General features: G+C 58.0%; 10 protein-coding genes. 6 read left to right on the forward strand and 4 right to left on the reverse strand.

Going from position 1 to position 16923, the window contains the following annotated elements:
- Positions 1–2 precede the first annotated feature (2 nt).
- Together E4634_RS08270 and E4634_RS08275 are read right to left on the reverse strand one after the other, a co-directional pair.
- Positions 3–1094 (reverse strand): AI-2E family transporter, encoded by a 1092-nt coding sequence (locus E4634_RS08270; RefSeq protein WP_135442693.1) that lies wholly within the window; start codon positions 1092–1094, stop codon positions 3–5.
- A 14-nt stretch (positions 1095–1108) separates the two neighbouring features.
- A complete protein-coding gene (locus tag E4634_RS08275) occupies positions 1109–1345 on the reverse strand; it encodes a sulfurtransferase TusA family protein (RefSeq protein ID WP_135442696.1) in 237 nt (78 codons plus the stop codon).
- Between the two features lie 212 nt (positions 1346–1557).
- Here E4634_RS08275 and E4634_RS08280 point away from each other — a divergent pair, with 212 nt between their 5' ends.
- Positions 1558–3000, forward strand: coding sequence for a M48 family metalloprotease (locus tag E4634_RS08280; protein ID WP_434783501.1), 1443 nt, complete (start codon positions 1558–1560; stop codon positions 2998–3000).
- 51 nt (positions 3001–3051) lie between these two features.
- On the opposite strand, the gene nadA is transcribed toward E4634_RS08280, so the two are convergent.
- Positions 3052–4125, reverse strand: a complete 1074-nt coding sequence (gene nadA, locus E4634_RS08285) for a quinolinate synthase NadA (protein WP_135442699.1) — start codon at positions 4123–4125, stop codon at positions 3052–3054.
- 275 nt (positions 4126–4400) lie between these two features.
- Here nadA and E4634_RS08290 point away from each other — a divergent pair, with 275 nt between their 5' ends.
- On the forward strand, positions 4401–6107 hold the full coding sequence (locus tag E4634_RS08290) for a putative bifunctional diguanylate cyclase/phosphodiesterase (protein ID WP_135442702.1): 1707 nt from the start codon (positions 4401–4403) through the stop codon (positions 6105–6107).
- A 12-nt stretch (positions 6108–6119) separates the two neighbouring features.
- On the opposite strand, the gene E4634_RS08295 is transcribed toward E4634_RS08290, so the two are convergent.
- On the reverse strand, positions 6120–7304 hold the full coding sequence (locus tag E4634_RS08295) for a GGDEF domain-containing protein (protein ID WP_135442705.1): 1185 nt from the start codon (positions 7302–7304) through the stop codon (positions 6120–6122).
- 188 nt (positions 7305–7492) lie between these two features.
- Here E4634_RS08295 and E4634_RS08300 point away from each other — a divergent pair, with 188 nt between their 5' ends.
- The 4 genes from E4634_RS08300 (at position 7493) to E4634_RS08315 (ending at position 16910) form a co-directional block, all read left to right on the forward strand.
- Positions 7493–9289 carry a two-component system response regulator gene (locus E4634_RS08300; protein WP_135442708.1) on the forward strand — a complete coding sequence of 599 codons (1797 nt, stop codon included), beginning with the start codon at positions 7493–7495 and terminating at the stop codon, positions 9287–9289.
- A gap of 23 nt (positions 9290–9312) precedes the next feature.
- Complete coding sequence (locus E4634_RS08305) at positions 9313–11283, forward strand: S8 family peptidase (protein WP_135442711.1); 1971 nt, start codon at positions 9313–9315, stop codon at positions 11281–11283.
- Positions 11284–11587: 304 nt separating this feature from the next.
- Positions 11588–12253: a hypothetical protein gene (locus tag E4634_RS08310; RefSeq protein WP_135442713.1), complete on the forward strand. Its 666-nt coding sequence runs from the start codon at positions 11588–11590 to the stop codon at positions 12251–12253.
- 178 nt (positions 12254–12431) lie between these two features.
- Entirely contained in the window at positions 12432–16910 is a 4479-nt protein-coding gene (locus tag E4634_RS08315) for a two-component regulator propeller domain-containing protein (protein ID WP_135442715.1), read from the forward strand.
- Positions 16911–16923 lie beyond the last annotated feature (13 nt).

Consider the following 16923-nt stretch of genomic DNA (forward strand, 5'->3'; position numbering starts at 1 on the left):
GCTTACTCCACGGTATCCTGCGCACTGGTCCCGGTCGGTGATTCACCGACGCGCGAGGGCCAGGCGTAGATAATGGCTTTGATCAGGGTGGCGAGGGGGATGGCGAAAAACACGCCCCATAGCCCCCAGATACCACCGAAAAACAGGATCGCGAGAATGATCGCGACAGGGTGAAGATTCACCGCCTCGGAGAACAGCAGCGGCACGAGCACGTTGCCGTCCAGCGCCTGGACGACCAGATAGACTATGCAGAGCACATAAAATTCATTGGTGAAGCCCCACTGGAAGAAACTCACCATAACCACGGGGATGGTGACCAGGGCGGCGCCGATGTAGGGAATGATCACCGAGAGCCCGACCAGTAGCGCGAGCAGCGCCGCATAGCGCAGTTCCAGCCAGACGAAACAAAAGTAGCTGACACCACCCACGATGATGATCTCCAGCACCTTACCGCGCGAGTAGTTGGCGAACTGCTGGTTCATCTCGCCCCAGATGCGCCGCAGCAGGGGCCGCTCCTCGGGCAGGAAGGAAGACAGCCAGTTGAGGATCAGCTCGCGGTCGCGCAGGAAGAAGAACACCAGGATGGGAATCAGGATCATGTACACCATCACCGACAACAGCCCGGGCAGGGAGGCGATGGAGCGGGTTACCAGCACCTGGCCAACACTGGCCGCTTCGGCCTGGGCCGCTGCCACCAGGGTGCCGATCTGCTCGCGGCTGACGATACCCGGGTAGCGGTCCGGCAATACCACCAGCAGCTGCTTGCCCTGGTCGATATAGCGCGGCAGGTCGCTGGCCAGGGCCACCAGCTGGCGCCAGACCAGTGGCAGCAGGCCGAGGGTGACGCCAAAGAACACGCCGACAAATACCAGGTAGGCCAGGCTCACCCCCAGCCAGGAGGGCACACCGTGGCGCTCGAGCTGGCCGGACAGGCCCTGCATGAGATAGGCGAGCACCACGGAGGCGAGCAGCGGCGCCAGGATATCGCCGATAGTGATCAGCAGCAGAACCGAGCCGACGAGCAGAACCAGCAGCAATACCGCTTCCTCCTCGGCGAGGTAGCGGTGGTACCACTTCTTGAAGACTTCGAGCATGCCTGTACTCGCGCTCAGCGTTTTTGCAGCAGGTAGCGGTACACGCCCTCGGCGTCCACCTCGGCGCTGAGCAGGTTGTGGCCGGACTGTTCGGCGAACACCTGGAAGTCCCGCTGCGACCCGCTGTCGGTGGCCAGCACCTGCAGCCGGTCGCCGCTGGCGAGGCTGTTCAGGGCACGCTTGGCCTTGAGCAGTGGCATCGGGCACTGCAGGCCGCGGGCGTCCACCTCGGTAACCGCTGCTTGGGACATGCTCACACTCGCGCTGGAAAAACGTCGCCCGAGTATACGCATTCACCAGCGGCGAATGAACTTTGTGAACACCGAAAACTCCAACTCGGCGTACCCACCCCGGTGTTCCGGGGCGCCCCCGCTGGGCTACAATCGCATTCTTTATACCCGTGACGTGATTACCTGAATCTGTGCAAGCTACCCTGAAGACGCCGCTGGCCAGGCTCGGCCAACTGGCCGCCCTCGCCCTGCTGACCGCTTCCCTGGGGCCACTCGCCACGGCGCAGACCGCCACCGAGGAGCTCAAGCTGCCCAACCTGGGCGACGCCAGCACCAGCATGTTCTCGGCCGAGTTCGAGCACCAGCTCGGTCGCGCCTGGCTGCGCAGCTTCCGCAGCCAGGTACGCACCGTCGATGATCCGCTGCTGTTCGACTACCTCGAAAACCTGACCTACCGCCTCGTCAGCCACAGCCAGCTGAGCGACCGGCGCATTGAACTGGTGGTGGTCGACAACCCCACCATCAACGCCTTCGCCGTGCCCGGCGGTGTGATCGGCGTGCACAACGGGCTGTTGATGTACGCCCAGAGCGAGGACGAGCTGGCCACGGTACTGGCCCACGAGATAGCCCACCTCAGCCAGCGCCATTTCTCGCGCGGGGTCGAGTACCAGAAGTCGCAGACACCGATCAACCTCGCCGCGCTGCTGGCCGGCATGGTCATCATGGCCACCGCGGGTGGCGATGCCGGCATGGCCGCCATCAGCGCCTCCCAGGCGCTGGCACAGAACAACGCACTGCGTTACAGCCGCAGCAACGAGGCGGAGGCCGACCGCATCGGCATGCAGACCCTGGTCGATGCAGGCATGGACCCCTACGCGGCGCCGGCCATGTTCGAGCGCATGTTGCAGTCACAGCGCTTCACCAGCGCCGAGCGCATCCCGGAGTTCCTGCGCACCCACCCCCTGTCGGAGAACCGCATCGCGGACACCCGCAACCGCGCCCGCACCTACCCCAAGGCGATCCACCCGGACAACCTCGAATACCAGCTGATGCGCGCCCGCGTCATCAACCAGCTGGCGGCGACGCCGGAGCAGGCGGTGCAACGCTTTCGCGGCGAGCTGGCCGGTACATCGCGTTCCACCGAGGCAGCGCGCTACGGCCTGGTGCTGGCGCTCACCAACGCCGGGCGCGCCGACGAGGCCGCGCTGGAACTGGACAGCATCTGGTCCGGCGACCGGGACCGCATCGAGTACGTGATCGCCGACGCGGAGATCGACATCCTGCGCGACCGCCCGGAGCGCGCCGCGGAAAAGCTGGCCAGGCAACTGAAGCTGACCCCCGGCAACCACCCGCTGACCATGGAATACGCACGGGCGCTCACCCGCAACCAGCAGGCGCATATCGCCGAGGAAGTACTGACCGAGCAGAGCAAGCGCCGCCCCAACGACCCGGGGCTGTGGTACGAGCTGGCCGAAGTGCAGGGGCTGTCGGGGAATATCATCGGACTGCACCAGTCGCGCGCCGAGTATTTCATTCTCAATGGCTACCTGGACGAGGCGCAGAAGCAGCTGAGTTACGCGCGAAGGCTGGTGAAAAACGACTTCCCCACCACCGCGCGCATCGACCAGCGCCTGGCGGACATCGTCGCCATGCGCGAACAGATGGAAAGTTTCTAAGCTTCGAATTCAGGCGCGGGGACGCCGGTCACGATCGATCCGGCAGCGCGCTCAGGCGTTGCCCTTTACACTCACCTGCAGGTCGGCGGCAAAATCTAGCATACGCCGCAGCGGCAGCATGGCGCGCTCGCCGAGGGCGCTATCGACAAAGATCTCGTTGTCGTCGCGATCGAAAACGCCAGCCAGGCGCTCGAGGTCGTTCATGGCCATCCACGGACAGTTGGCGCAGCTGCGGCAGGTGGCACCCTCGCCCGCGGTGGGCGCGATGATCAGTTCCTTGTCCGGGCAGGCCTGCTGCATCTTGTAGAAGATGCCCTGGTCGGTGGCGACGATGAAGCGCGGGTTGTCCATCTCCTGGGCGGCGCGGATGATCTGCGTGGTGGAACCGACGCGATCCGCCAGTTCCAGCACCGCTTCCGGCGACTCGGGGTGCACCAGCACCGCGGCGTCGGGATAGACGGCTTTGAGATCGGCGATACCGCGCGCCTTGAACTCCTCGTGCACGATACAGGCGCCGTCCCACATGAGGATGTCGGCACCGGTTTCGCGGCGCACGTAGTTGCCCAGGTGCTGGTCCGGGGCCCAGATGATCTTTTTACCCTGCTCCGCCAGGTGCTCGGCCACGTCCAGGGCAATGCTCGAAGTCACCACCCAGTCCGCGCGCGCCTTAACCGCGGCCGAGGTGTTGGCATAGACGACTACTGTGCGGTCCGGGTGCTGGTCGCAGAACGCGGAGAACTCGTCCACCGGGCAGCCGACATCCAGGGAGCAGGTCGCCTCCAGTGTGGGCATCAGCACGCGCTTTTCCGGGGTCAGGATCTTGGCGGTCTCGCCCATGAAGCGCACGCCAGCGACGATCAGGGTCTGCGCCGGGTGGTCGTGGCCGAAGCGCGCCATCTCCAGCGAGTCGGACACGCAGCCGCCGGTCTCCTCGGCCAGCGCCTGGATCGCCGGGGAGGTGTAGTAGTGAGCGACGATGACCGCATTCTCCGCCGCCAGGCGCGCTTTGATACGCGTCTTCAGCTCCGCTTCCTGCGCGGGGGACAGGCGTTGGCGCTCCGCGTGATCCAGGTGAAACTGGACCTGCTGGCGAATGGTCTCGAGTTTGTCGGAGGCGATGCTCATACCGGCGCAGGGGGCGATCTCAAAGGGGCGCAGAGTCTATCACACATTGATACGGCGAGGGCCAGATGGCGGATTTCCACAGCGCCCGGGGCGCCCTCCGGGGGTTGGTTCAGGTGGGCCAATGAATTTTTGTGAACAACCACTAGAATTTTACTTAATTCTTCCGTATAACTTCATGTTATATAAAGAATAAGACAAAAATCAGATCGACGCCGGGCCACGGGGTCCCGAGCGACGACGATAAAGTTCAGCGTGAAGCACCGGGGACACACGACGTGGGACAACATACGGTACTCATTATTTCCGAGCACGGGACGGACCACCGCGTCCTCTCGAATTGCCTCCAGCGCGCGGTACCGCAGAGGTTTCACCCACTCACCGCCGACAGCATCACCCGTCCACTGGACGCCCTGCTCGATCCCAATCTCGACGTGGTCATCATGGCGGTGGGCCGCGAGACCGAATACCTGCTGCGCCTGGCGCAGAAGAACGCCAACGCGGTGCCGATCATCCTGTTGCTCGACGACATCGACGACGTGGAATTCGAGCAGATGCGCGACCTCGGCGCCCGCGATTACCTGGTGCGCAGCGACCTGCAGGACGCGCTGGTGCACCGGGTACTCGACTACACCATCCGCCTGCACGAGGCCGAGCTGCGCATCCAGCAGCTGTCGCACCGCGACGCGCTGACCGGCGCGCTGAACCGGGCCGGCTTCCGCGCCCACCTCGAGCGCGCCATGGAGCGCTCGCGTCGCTATGGCTTCAACACGGCGCTGTTGCATATCAACATGGACCAGTTCGCCAATATCAACGACCACTACGGCGAGAACGAGGGCGACGAGTTGATCAAGGCAATCTCGCGGCGCCTGATCAACAAGATGCGCAGTACCGACAGCATCGCGCGCCTGGGCGGCGACGAGTTCGCCATCGTCCTCGAGGACGTGGCCAGCGCGGACGATGTGCAGCAGATCGCCGAGAAGATGCTCAAATCGATTTCCGCACCGGTCGAACTCAGCGAGCAGCAGGTATCCGTGGATGCCAGCATCGGCGCGGCCATCTACCCCGACGACGGCCGCGATTTCCCCGATCTCGTCGAGAGCGCCCGCTCCGCCATGCAGCAGGCCAAGAGCGTGAGCGGCAGCAAGTTCATTCGCTACACCGACCAGCTGACATTCGACCACGGCGGCAGCAACTCGCTGGCGGCGGAACTGCGCACGGCGGTGCGCAAGAACCAGTTCGAACTGCACTACCAGCCGCGCATGGACCTCGCCACCGGCAAGCTCGTGGGGCTCGAGGCACTGCTGCGCTGGAACCACCCGGAACGCGGCATGCTGCTGCCCAAGGAGTTCATCAACGCCTGCGAAGACATGGGCCTGTTGAAGACTATTGGCTACCAGGTGATCCAGCACGCCTGCTCGGCGCAGGTGTGGATGGAGGAACAGGGCATCCACGATGTGGACGTGGCGGTGAATATCTCCTTCAACCAGTTCCAGGACGAACCCTTCGTCGAGATCGTCAAGGAGATTATCAAGCGCACCGGCACGGATCCCTCGCGACTGGAATTCGAACTTACCGAATCAACTATCCTGAAGAGCCCGGAGGCCGTGAAGCAGCGCATGGACGAAATGCGCCTGCTGGGCATTTCCTTCTCCCTGGACGATTTCGGCACCGGGTTTTCCCAGCTGTCCCACCTCGCTGAACTGCCCATCTCGGCACTTAAGATCGACGCGCGCTTTGTGCGCGACCTGCCCTACAACGCCCACCAGTCGGCGATCTGCAACATGATCATCGAGATGGGACGGCGCCTGGGCATGCTGGTCATTGCCGAGGGCGCGGAGACTTACGAGCAGATGGAATACCTGCGTGATAACCACTGCCAGCAGGTACAGGGTTTCTACTACAGCTCGGCGTTCCCGCTGCAGCAGTTGCCGCGCTTCGTGCAGGAGCAGCGCTTCAAACGCCAGCAGCCCCTGCTTTCCTGAGCAACTGCGGCGCTAACACGCCACCCGGTTGCGCCCGCCACGCTTGGCCCGGTAGAGCTGCGCGTCGGCCGCCTCAAGCACCGCCGGGGCATCGCCATACTCCTCGCTGCGCGCCGCGACTCCCACAGAAATGGTGACCGACACCTGGTCCGGACGCAGGCGTGTCGCACCGCGACGACGGGTGCCCTCGCGAGGCTTCGGGGGGCGACGCCGGCGATCGCGAAGGGACAACCTATACTCCGCAATCTGCTCGCGCAGGTCATCCAGTACCGCGGCGCACTCCTCTACGCCGCGACGCGGGAACACGATGCAGAATTCCTCGCCCCCGTAGCGGTAGGCTGTGCCACCGTGCCCAACCCGCTGCAGGCGTGAAGCGACAAAGCGCAACACGTCGTCGCCCACCTCGTGGCCGTGGGTATCGTTGAAACGCTTGAAGTGATCGATATCCAGCATGGCGATGCTGTAGTGCCGGCCGAGGCTGCGCAGTCGCTCATTGAGCGCACGACGACCGAGCAGGCCGGTGAGTTCGTCGCGGTAGGCCATGGCATGGGAACTGCGCAACAGCCCCCAGCCCAGGCACAGCTGCCCCGCCACCGCCGTTACCACCGAGACATTGTCCAGTGCCAGCCAGGCCAGCCCCGCGTGCGCACACAGGGCTGCCAGCGTGAGCGCCGCGTCGGCGTCGCGCGCATGGCGCAACAGCAGCCCGAGGCCGAGCAGGCAAACGGCAAGCACCAGGGCGGTAGCGACTGGCGACGCCACGTAGTTCTCCACCGGGTAGGCCGAGATGTAGACGTTGGCGTTGCCGTACCTCGACAACAGCAGCGTCGATAGCGCGAAGCACATCGCGACGAGGATGGCGGCTGCTATCGCCTGCAATGAGCCGGCGCGACTGAACACGCCCGCCTCCGGGACCAGGAGAAGAAAGCCCGCGGTGACCGGTACTGCGAAACTGGCGCCGAGGTAGATACGCGCCGTGGTCGCATCGTCCAGGCTCACTTGCAGGTACGTGCGCACCAGCCAGTAAAGCGCGGCAAGACCCAGCGCAGCGAGCAGCAGGCGCACGCGACCGAACTGGTGAGCGACCACCACGTTGATCCCCGCAAGCAGGTAGGGAAGCAACTCGAGGAGCTGGCGCCAATCGTGCGGGAGACTGCCGACCTGGGGCCGCGCCCACAGGGCAGACCCGAGCAGCATGCCAGGAATCAGCAGACGCAAAAGCGCTGGAGAAAAGCCCCTCATCGTGATTACCGGGCGACAAATCGCGCCGTTTCCTCGTCCCTGCCCGCCCCGTTGTGAACTCGTTGTTTGTGGCTTTAAAACTAGGCGGGTGCAGCGAGTGATGATAGCCTATTATGCTGTTATCGACACTACCCTGGTGCCCCATGTCAAGTGAAGATGGCCTGCGCAACAGGGCCAAAATTCTTGTCTGTGACGACGATTTCAACGTGCGTCTGCTCACGCGCCAGTGCCTTGAATCCGAGGGTATGACCGTCGTCGAAGCTTCTGACGGTCTCGAGGCCATAGACGTCTTCGTGCGCGAACGTCCCGACCTGGTATTTCTCGATGTCGAGATGCCCGGCATGTCCGGCCTCGAAGTGTGCACGCGGCTGCGCCAGATGCCGCAGGGCGAGTCCATTCCCATCATGATCGTCACCGGCTCCGATGACCGCGAATCCATCGACCAGGGTTTCGACGCGGGCGCAACCCAGTACAAGACCAAACCGGTCAACTGGTCTTTGCTCGGGCGCGACGTGCAGTACATGCTGCGCGCGAGTGACGCGTTCAACGCCCTCAAGCGCCAGGAAGACAGGCTGCGCTACCTCGCCTACTACGATCCGCTGACCAGCCTCCCGAACCGGCGCAGTTTCAACGAACAGCTCAACCGCATTCTCAAGCGCTGCCGCCGCCACGAGACCGGCGCCGCGCTGATGTTTATCGACCTCGACCATTTCAAACGCATCAACGACTCCATCGGTCACGGCCGCGGCGACCGTCTGCTGGTGGAGATCGCCAAGCGCCTGACCATGGAATTGCGCGAAGACGACGCGATCAACTACTACACCGAAAACAGCGCCGTGGATCCGCTGGAAAGCGGCACCGAGATTGCCAGGCTCGGCGGTGACGAGTTCACCGTGGTGCTCTCGGACATTACCCACGCCAGCCAGATCGAGCGGGTCGCAAAGCGCATCCTGCACGCGCTGTCGCAACCGATCGCGCTGCAATCCCACAACCCGGTAGTCACACCGAGTATCGGCATCGCGCTGTTCCCCCAGGATGGCGAGGACCCGGACACGCTGCTGCGCAATGCGGATACCGCCATGTACGTGGCCAAGGCCGAGGGCCGCGCGTGTTTCCGTTTCTACAACGAGGAAATGAACGCCCAGGCCGTCGAGCAGCTCAAGCTGGAAGAGGAATTGCGCGACGCCATGCGCAATCACGAACTTGAGCTGCGCTACCAGCCGCAGGTCGATACACGTACCGGCGAGGTGGTGAGCATGGAGGCCCTGGTGCGCTGGAAGCACCCCGACCGCGGAATGGTCTCGCCGGGCGAGTTCATCCCTGTGGCCGAACGCACCGGGCAGATCATCGAACTCGGCGAGTGGGTACTCGCCGAAGTGGCCCGGCATTGCCAGTACTGGGACTCGCTGGGTCTGCGCCCGTTTACCGTGTGCGTGAACATCTCGCCGCTGCAGTTCAACCAGACCGAGTTGCCTGTTTGGATCGGGGAATTTCTCGACGTCTCGGGTCTCGCGCCTGAGCGCCTGGAACTGGAACTGACTGAAAGCGCGATCATGACCGATGCGGAAACCAATATCGAAAAACTCCGCAAACTGAAGTCCATAGGCCTCAAGCTGGCGGTGGACGATTTCGGTACCGGCTACTCCTCACTCAGCTACCTGAAGCGTTTCCCCATCGATACGCTGAAGATTGACCAGAGCTTTGTCGCCGACATGGAAAGCCCCGACGGCGCCGCCATCGTCGACGCCATCATCGCCCTGTCCAAGACGCTCAAGCTCTCGGTAATCGCCGAAGGTATCGAGCGCTTCGGACAACTCGACTACCTGGTGCGCCGCGGTTGCGACCTGCTCCAGGGCTATTACTTTGCGCATCCCATCTATCCTGAGGATGTACCCGACATGCTGTGCCAGAACTTCCTCACCGAGTTGCAGGCGAGCTGACCCACCAACGCCCGCTGCAGCGCATGTTTACCGTTAGACGACTACTCGCACTGCTCCTGTGCCTGGCCACGACTCAGGCCGCGGGTGAGCCGGAGCGACACCGCCTGCATGTCATGCTGCAGGGCGACTCCGCGACAGCCATGGCCCGACTGGTTGAAAGCACAGGCGGCACCCTCACCCACCAACTGCCGGTTATCCGCGCGGTCGGGGCGCGGCTCACCCGCGACCAGCTCGAGCAGATACTCGCAAGCGACCAGGTGCAGCGCTATATCGATGACCTCGCGCTGGAAGACCAACCCGGCCAGGAAACTCCCGCGGAGGCGCCACTACCGGAGTGTGACGTGGCAGGCGCGGTGGAGATCAAACGCATAGCGGGCGGCCTGGCTTGGCCGGTGTTCAACAAACTGAACAAGCCAGCACAGTTGGAGCGCGTGGAACTGGACTGGCCGCAGGCACTGGGCAGGCTCACTTCGCTAAGCCTGGGTGGCAAGCCGCTGGGCGTCGGCGATACCCCGGGCAACTCACCGCTCACAATCTCCGCCGGGAGAGACGCCATCGTCGCGTCCGGTGACGTGGCCGAACTGGCACTGGGTTTTGAACACCCGATGCCCACCACCCTGGCACAACGGGATATCGGACTGACAGCGCACTTTCGGGGTGGCTGCGAAACACGGTTGATACCCGGGTACGACGACAACCTCACGGACTACTATTTTGCCGAGGTCACCGGCGCAGACCAGTTGCACCTCGAGGGCGTGCGCGGCAGCGGCGTCACCGTCGCCGTGCTCGACTCCGGGCTGTGGGAGCACGCAGACCTGGCTCTCGATACTGCGGGTAAAACGCGCGTCCCCGTGAGGTATGACGCGATTGCAGGCAAGGAGGTGGACGAGGCGTTCGACGAAAGTGGCCACGGCACCCACCTGGCCAGCGCCATCGCCAACAGCTCCCCCACCGTGCGCCAGGGAGCAAAGGTGGGTGGCTACCGAGGCATCGCCCCGGATGCCCGGATCATCCCTATAAAGGCGTTCAACGAAGCTGGACAGGGCTCCATGCTGGATATCGTCCGAGGCATCCAGTGGGCCGTGGACAACCGGGAGCGCTATGACATCCGCATCCTGAACCTGTCGTTCTCCGCCCGCCCGCGCTGGCCCTACTTCCTCGACCCCATCAACCAGGCCGTCATGCAGGCATGGGCCAGCGGTATCGTCGTCATCGCAGCTGCGGGCAACGAGGGACCAGAACCCATGAGCGTCGGCTCGCCGGGGAACACGCCTTACATTATTACCGTAGGCGCAATCACTGACTCCTGGACGCCCCTCGACCGCAGCGATGATTACATTCCGGACTTCAGCTCTCGCGGCCCCACTCCGGAAGCGCACATCAAGCCAGACCTGGTGGCGCCTGGCGGACATATCACCGGCAGGATCCGCCCGCAATCAAGCCTCACCCTGGAGCACCCCGAATACGCGCTGGACGCCGACACCTTCGTGTTGACCGGGTCCTCACAGGCCGCTGCGGTGGTGTCCGGCCTCGTCGCCCTGCTGCTGCAAATAGAGCCGCAGCTTTCCGCCGATGACATCAAGTGCAAACTGCTGAGCGGGGCTGACCTGGCCATCAATGCCGACGGCCTGCTCGCCTACAGCCCCTTCGACCAGGGGCACGGCTATGTCAACATCGTACGCTCGATCCTGATAGGCAATGTTGGCTGCGGCAACACGGATCTCGACCTCGCGGCAGACATCGCCATGCAAGAGCACTTCGAAGGACCCGCAATCGTGGACGGCAAAGGCCGCATTACCCTCCCCGGCCTGGAGCACATACTGTCTCCGGTCACGCCGGCCAAGGGGTCGAGCGATACCCGCGCCTGGGGAGTCAAGAATCACGTTGAACGGCTACCCCCGGACTTCACATCGGCACCGGACGCGCCCTTCGACTGGATCGGGCAGTACCAGGAAGAGGGTCGCCGTGTGCGGGCCCTGACGGAACAGCCCTGATCCAGTGATCGACACCCAACTCACCTACCCCCGAAGTGGAGGTTTTTGAAAACCCTCCCGAATAAGCATTTTTTTGCTTATATCTCAACATCTTAAGCGAGCACACACCGCTCGAAAGCTAGCAAGACACACGTTTGGATAACCCAAAATGGTTACATTGGGCAGTTTTGAACGTTAACAACTACTCGTATAACAAAGTCAAGACTTGGCCGAAAAAGATGTGACACAGGTCTCAGATTTTTCCGGCGATTATTGAAGCGTGTCACAGTTGACACCAACGCAGCAGCGGGAAGGGGACAGCACCATGTTTAAACTGCAATCAGCTACCAAAATCGTATCCATCAGCGGCCTGGCACTGGCGCTCATGACCCCATTTGTGGCGAACGCAGAGGTCGGCGTGAAGAGCGCAGCGACCGAGGACACCGCAAATCTCTCGCACCGTGTCAGCCACTCGCTGGCCAGCTCCCGCGACTACGCTCACTCTTCCGCTGCCGGCTACAAGTGGGGCAAAGCCTCCCGCTCCGCCCACGCCAATGAGGCCTGGGCAGACAACGCGCCCACCCAAAGCGGCTACAAGTGGGGCGCAACTGCAGGGGCCGAGAAGTCTGTTGCACAGGGATACGCCAGTGCTTCGGGTTATCAGTGGGGGAGTATGAGTTTTTCTGAGCAGTCGGCGTACAAGTGGGGACTCCGCTCGTTCTCCGACCAAGCAGCTTACAAATGGGGCCTTCGTTCGTTCTCTGACCAAACGGCTTACAAGTGGGGCCTTCGCTCGTTTTCCGATCAAGCGGCCTACAAGTGGGGCCTTCGCTCGTTTTCCGATCAGGCGGCCTACAAGTGGGGCCTTCGCTCGTTTTCCGACCAAGCGGCCTACAAGTGGGGTCTTCGCTCGTTTTCTGACCAAGCTGCCTACAAATGGGGCCTGCGTTCAAACTCTGACCAAGCTGCTTACAAGTGGGGGCTCAGATAAGTCTGCACTAACCCCCTCTCAGCCAGAGCCCAAGGCTATAGCTCGCCTTAATCGAGTACAAGGTTGTAACAAGAAGCCTCACCAATGTGAGGCTTTTTTATGCCCATGAAACTAGATGAATCGCATCCTACATTCCTGATAGTCTAAACCCACTAACATTTAACCTTCGGTTAGCCCAATGAGGTTTAAAGGTTACGGCATAATTTTCGCACTAGTTGCCCTCCCGCTAATATCGGCAATTGTGAGCGGCGCGACAGCTCCTGCGATTGAGTTTTACGAAGCCCCCTTCTCTCGCAACTTGACCCAGCAAACAGTTGATCAGGCCTTTCAAGACTCCAGGGGCGCTCTTTGGCTAGTCACACAAGAAGGATTAAATCGATATACAGGGTTAAGAATCGAGAATTTCAGGCACACCCAAGGGGACTCCTCTTCTCTTTCGTCGAACAACGTCACCCGAATTGCGGAAGATTCTAATGGTGATCTCTGGATTGCTACATTTGGAGGAGGACTCAACAAGTTTAGCCCAACCAAAAAGGCCTTTGACCGCTACTTCTCCGACCCAAATGATAGAGACTCTCCCTATTCAAATAGCATCAGAACAATATTTTGGGACCGGCATGCGTCGGTACTCTGGATAGGGTACTCAGATGCAATCAGTATTTTCGATCCAAAAACTGGATCGTTCCGCCACTTTACTCCGGAATCAAGCTCTCTACCCGATCTGGGGGCGATTTTTGATTTCGCTCAAACGAGCGATGGGAAAGTTTGGATAGGTACCGAGCGAGCGGGTTTACTGCAGGCCAGCTTAGCCGGAGACATTAACTCGGGTATAAGCTTCTACCCTCACAAAAAAAATAAAAAACTTTCACTGCCCGTTACTAGAGTAATAGCCACTCAGAAAGGCTCCCTATGGCTAGCCCATCCAAATCAAGGGGTCAGTGTGTACAGTCCTGAGACTGGGATGCTCCATGAATATACTCACGAAAAACAGTCAGTAGATTCCATTGCCTCCAACAAGGTCTTCGATATTTTTGAAGACCGCTCAGAACGGATATGGGTTGCCACCTACGAGGGCCTGAATCTCTATCTACCAAAATCTAGATCTTTTGAAAGGTTTACCAATAGCAACTCCAACCTTCCTGAGAGTGTGATATCCAGCATCTATCAAACTCGTGAGGGGCAATTCTGGGTTGGCACACTTTATGGATTAGCGACGGGAACTGAAAGCCATTTTCCAAAGTATGATCAATCCAAAGGCCACTTATCTAGTAACGGGGTGAATGCATTTGCCGAAACAGCGGATGGTAGCTTGTGGGTGGGAACGGACAATGGCCTCAATAGACTTCCACCCGGTGCAGATTCTTTTGTTTGGATAAATGAGTACTCAGCACCAAGCATTTCAAGCCCAATAGTAATGAGCCTTCTCGGAGACAATAATAAGCTCTGGGTTGGCACCTATGATGGCGGGCTAAATATTCTCGACCTCTCAGATAATTCAGTACAAGTTTTCCGTCACAGTAAATTTGACGAAACTTCTATTGGCGCTAACGGAATTACATCCATTCTAAAAACATCAAATGGAGTCTATTTGATAGGCACTTACGGAGGAGGCTTGTCTGTCTACTTAGAAGATGAGCAAAAATTTGTAAGCTTTCGCCACTCTTCCGAGGACTCGGAATCAATAAGTAACGACATGGTTATCGCTATATTTGAAGACTCATTCGGATATATATGGGTTGGAACTGAAGATGGCCTAAACAAATTTGACCTTGCAACAAGAACCTTCCAGCGGTTCCAGAAACAACAGAACAATCCTAGAAGCCTGACTAGCGACATGGTGTGGGCATTCTATGAAGATGCGGATAGTAGACTCTGGCTAGGGTCATCTGGTGGTGGACTGGTCTCTTGGAGTGGAGAGAATCGATACAATCTGAATCCGATATTTGAAGTCCACATTTCAGATATCAATATTCCAAGCTCGGACATCTACGGCATTCAGTCAGACGGCACGGGTCACCTATGGCTATCACACAACCGAGGCATCACGAGACTTAACCCCAATCTAATGCAGGCACACCAATATGGCGTAAGAGATGGATTGCAGAGTGCTGAATTTAATATGGGTGCTTCATACAAAGCGAACGACGGATCGATATATTTTGGAGGACCACAAGGGTTCAATGTTATTGACGCCAATTTCTCAAAGCGGGAAAGCGTAAAACCCAAAGTGGCTATTTCATCAATAAAAATCATGAACGAACTAGTCACCTTTGAAAATCCTTACTACAGGTTAGACGAACTGGATCTTACCTATCAGGACCGAATTTTAACGATAGAAACTTATGCCTCAGACTACAGCAATCCAGAACTAGTACAGTACGCATACAAGCTAGAAGGACTCCATAAAGATTGGATAATTTCAGAGGACTCTCACATAGCATCTTTCACAACATTACCACCAGGTAAGTATACGCTTAGGTTTGCGGCAGCAAACCCCGGAGGTGAGTGGAACTGGGATGCTATCGCGCTTCCGATAATCGTTCACCCACCACCGTGGCTCAGTGCCCCTGCGTACATTTCTTATGCGGGAATCCTAGTTTCAGCGTTTGGCCTGCTTGTGCGAAGACAACAGCTCCAGAAACTTGCCTCCACTGAGAGGCAACGTGAATTAGAAAGAAAGGTACAAGAAAGAACCGCAGACCTCCAAGAGGCACGCTCAGCCGCTGAATCCGCCAACAGAGCCAAATCCGACTTCCTTGCCACAATGAGTCACGAAATACGCACTCCTATGCATGGGATGATTGGCATGACAGAACTCCTACTCCACACGGACCTGACAGATCAACAGCGGCAATTTGCTATGGCTGCTCATACTAGTGGCGAAGCTCTCCTAAAAATTATCAACGAAGTACTAGACTACTCGAAAATTGAGGCATCGAAAGTCGAGCTCGATATCACGGAATTCGATATCCTGGCGCTGCTGGATGATGTCTGCTATCTACAGGGGGAGCCTGCCTCCAGGAAATCACTGTCACTAAACAACATCTACGACATTACTCTACCCGTTTCATTCTATGGAGATCCAACAAAAATCCGGCAGGTTCTGATGAATCTGGTTTCGAACGCAATCAAATTCACACACGAAGGCAATATCGACGTCCGCGCGAGAGCTGAACCTATTATCGACTCAAAGGACAAACTGCTCCTTGTGATTTCAGTTTGCGATGACGGAATAGGGATGGACAAAACCACACAAAATAAAGTCTTCGAAATGTTCACTCAAGCTGACACTAGCACTACCAGAGAGTATGGCGGCACAGGGCTCGGACTATCGATTTCAAAGCAGTACGTAGAGATCATGAATGGCGAAATTCAAGTGAGTTCAACACCAGGCCTGGGCACGGAGATTACTATCTCAATTCCTCTGGAGGTAGCAAAGAAGAGAAGACCATTGCAAGCTTCCGCAAATACCATTTTCCAAGTCGTTTGCGAGAACCCGCACACTCTCGAAATGATCTCCTCACAGCTACATCTATGTGGACATAGCTGCGAGGTTGCAATGAATCCAAGCGAGATAAAATACGATCGAACTCTTGTTGTTGACTCTGAAGCACAATCTTTAGTTGACTCAATCATAAATTCTCAAAAGAGACTAAAAATTACGACTGGAATATATCTATTACCTCTTAGTCATTCCAAAGTGAACTCTACATTTGAATGCTGGCAGCATGTTACTAAACCAATCAAACATAGAACTTTAGCGACTGAAATTTCACGCTTGAACAAGAGTTCATCAACTCCGCTGGACATTGATGCCGAGCAAGCACAAACAAAGCCAAAAGAGAATGTAAGAATTCTTGTAGCAGAGGACGTTGAAACCAACCAAAAGATCATTCTGGAGATACTCTCAATACTTGGTTATGAGTACGCGATCGCTGGTGACGGGAAGGAGGCTATCAGCATGTTTCGCGCTCACCCCTTCAGCCTAATATTCATGGACTGTCAAATGCCAGTTATGGACGGGTTCGATGCAACATTGGCGATACGAAAAATCGAAGCGGAAAATGGACAGAAAAGAACGCCGATCGTAGCCTTAACTGCCGGACTTAATCGCGATGAAAAATCCAAGTATTTTGAGGCCGGCATGGATTTTTTCCTTAGCAAGCCATTCACTCTGGCGGAAATTCAAAGCTGTATTTCAGAATTTGTCGGAAATCCTGATACAACACCCAAAGATCGCGAAGCAGAGAAACGCGAATCTTGGAACCCAAAAGATATAGACAGCAGAGATACCCCTAACGATATTGTCAACCTGAATGCGATACAAACCATTCTGGAAGTAGAAAAGCGTTCTTCAAAGCCTTTGTTGAAGCAAGTATTCGAAGGGTATGTGGAGCAGATGGCAGAAAAACTACTATCCATGGAAGTCGAAGTCGAGCAAGGAGATACATATGCCCTTGCCAAAACCTCACACGCAATAAAATCCATGAGTGCAAACCTGGGAGCAACAAAAGTGCTTTCAATCAGTGCTCAAATTGAATCGAAATGCAAGAAAGGAACTGATGCAAACTACCCTATTATGTATAAAAGCTTGAAAGACGCTTACGAAGAATTTAAGGATCACTTTGAAATGAAAGTAATCGAAGAAAAATCGTAAACCCTAATTTTCA

Origin of the sequence: Mangrovimicrobium sediminis, assembly GCF_004745945.1 — a bacterium.
GTDB classification, from domain to species: domain Bacteria; phylum Pseudomonadota; class Gammaproteobacteria; order Pseudomonadales; family Halieaceae; genus Mangrovimicrobium; species Mangrovimicrobium sediminis.

Excerpts from the sequence above, each read along its gene's own strand:
- E4634_RS08270 (WP_135442693.1), bottom strand. The coding sequence starts at position 1,094 with ATGCTCGAAGTCTTCAAGAAGTGGTACCACCGCTACCTCGCCGAGGAG.
- E4634_RS08275 (WP_135442696.1), bottom strand. The coding sequence starts at position 1,345 with ATGTCCCAAGCAGCGGTTACCGAGGTGGACGCCCGCGGCCTGCAGTGC.
- nadA (WP_135442699.1), bottom strand. The coding sequence starts at position 4,125 with ATGAGCATCGCCTCCGACAAACTCGAGACCATTCGCCAGCAGGTCCAG.
- E4634_RS08295 (WP_135442705.1), bottom strand. The coding sequence starts at position 7,304 with ATGCTGCTCGGGTCTGCCCTGTGGGCGCGGCCCCAGGTCGGCAGTCTC.
- E4634_RS08300 (WP_135442708.1), top strand. The coding sequence starts at position 7,493 with ATGTCAAGTGAAGATGGCCTGCGCAACAGGGCCAAAATTCTTGTCTGT.
- E4634_RS08305 (WP_135442711.1), top strand. The coding sequence starts at position 9,313 with ATGTTTACCGTTAGACGACTACTCGCACTGCTCCTGTGCCTGGCCACG.
- E4634_RS08310 (WP_135442713.1), top strand. The coding sequence starts at position 11,588 with ATGTTTAAACTGCAATCAGCTACCAAAATCGTATCCATCAGCGGCCTG.
- E4634_RS08315 (WP_135442715.1), top strand. The coding sequence starts at position 12,432 with ATGAGGTTTAAAGGTTACGGCATAATTTTCGCACTAGTTGCCCTCCCG.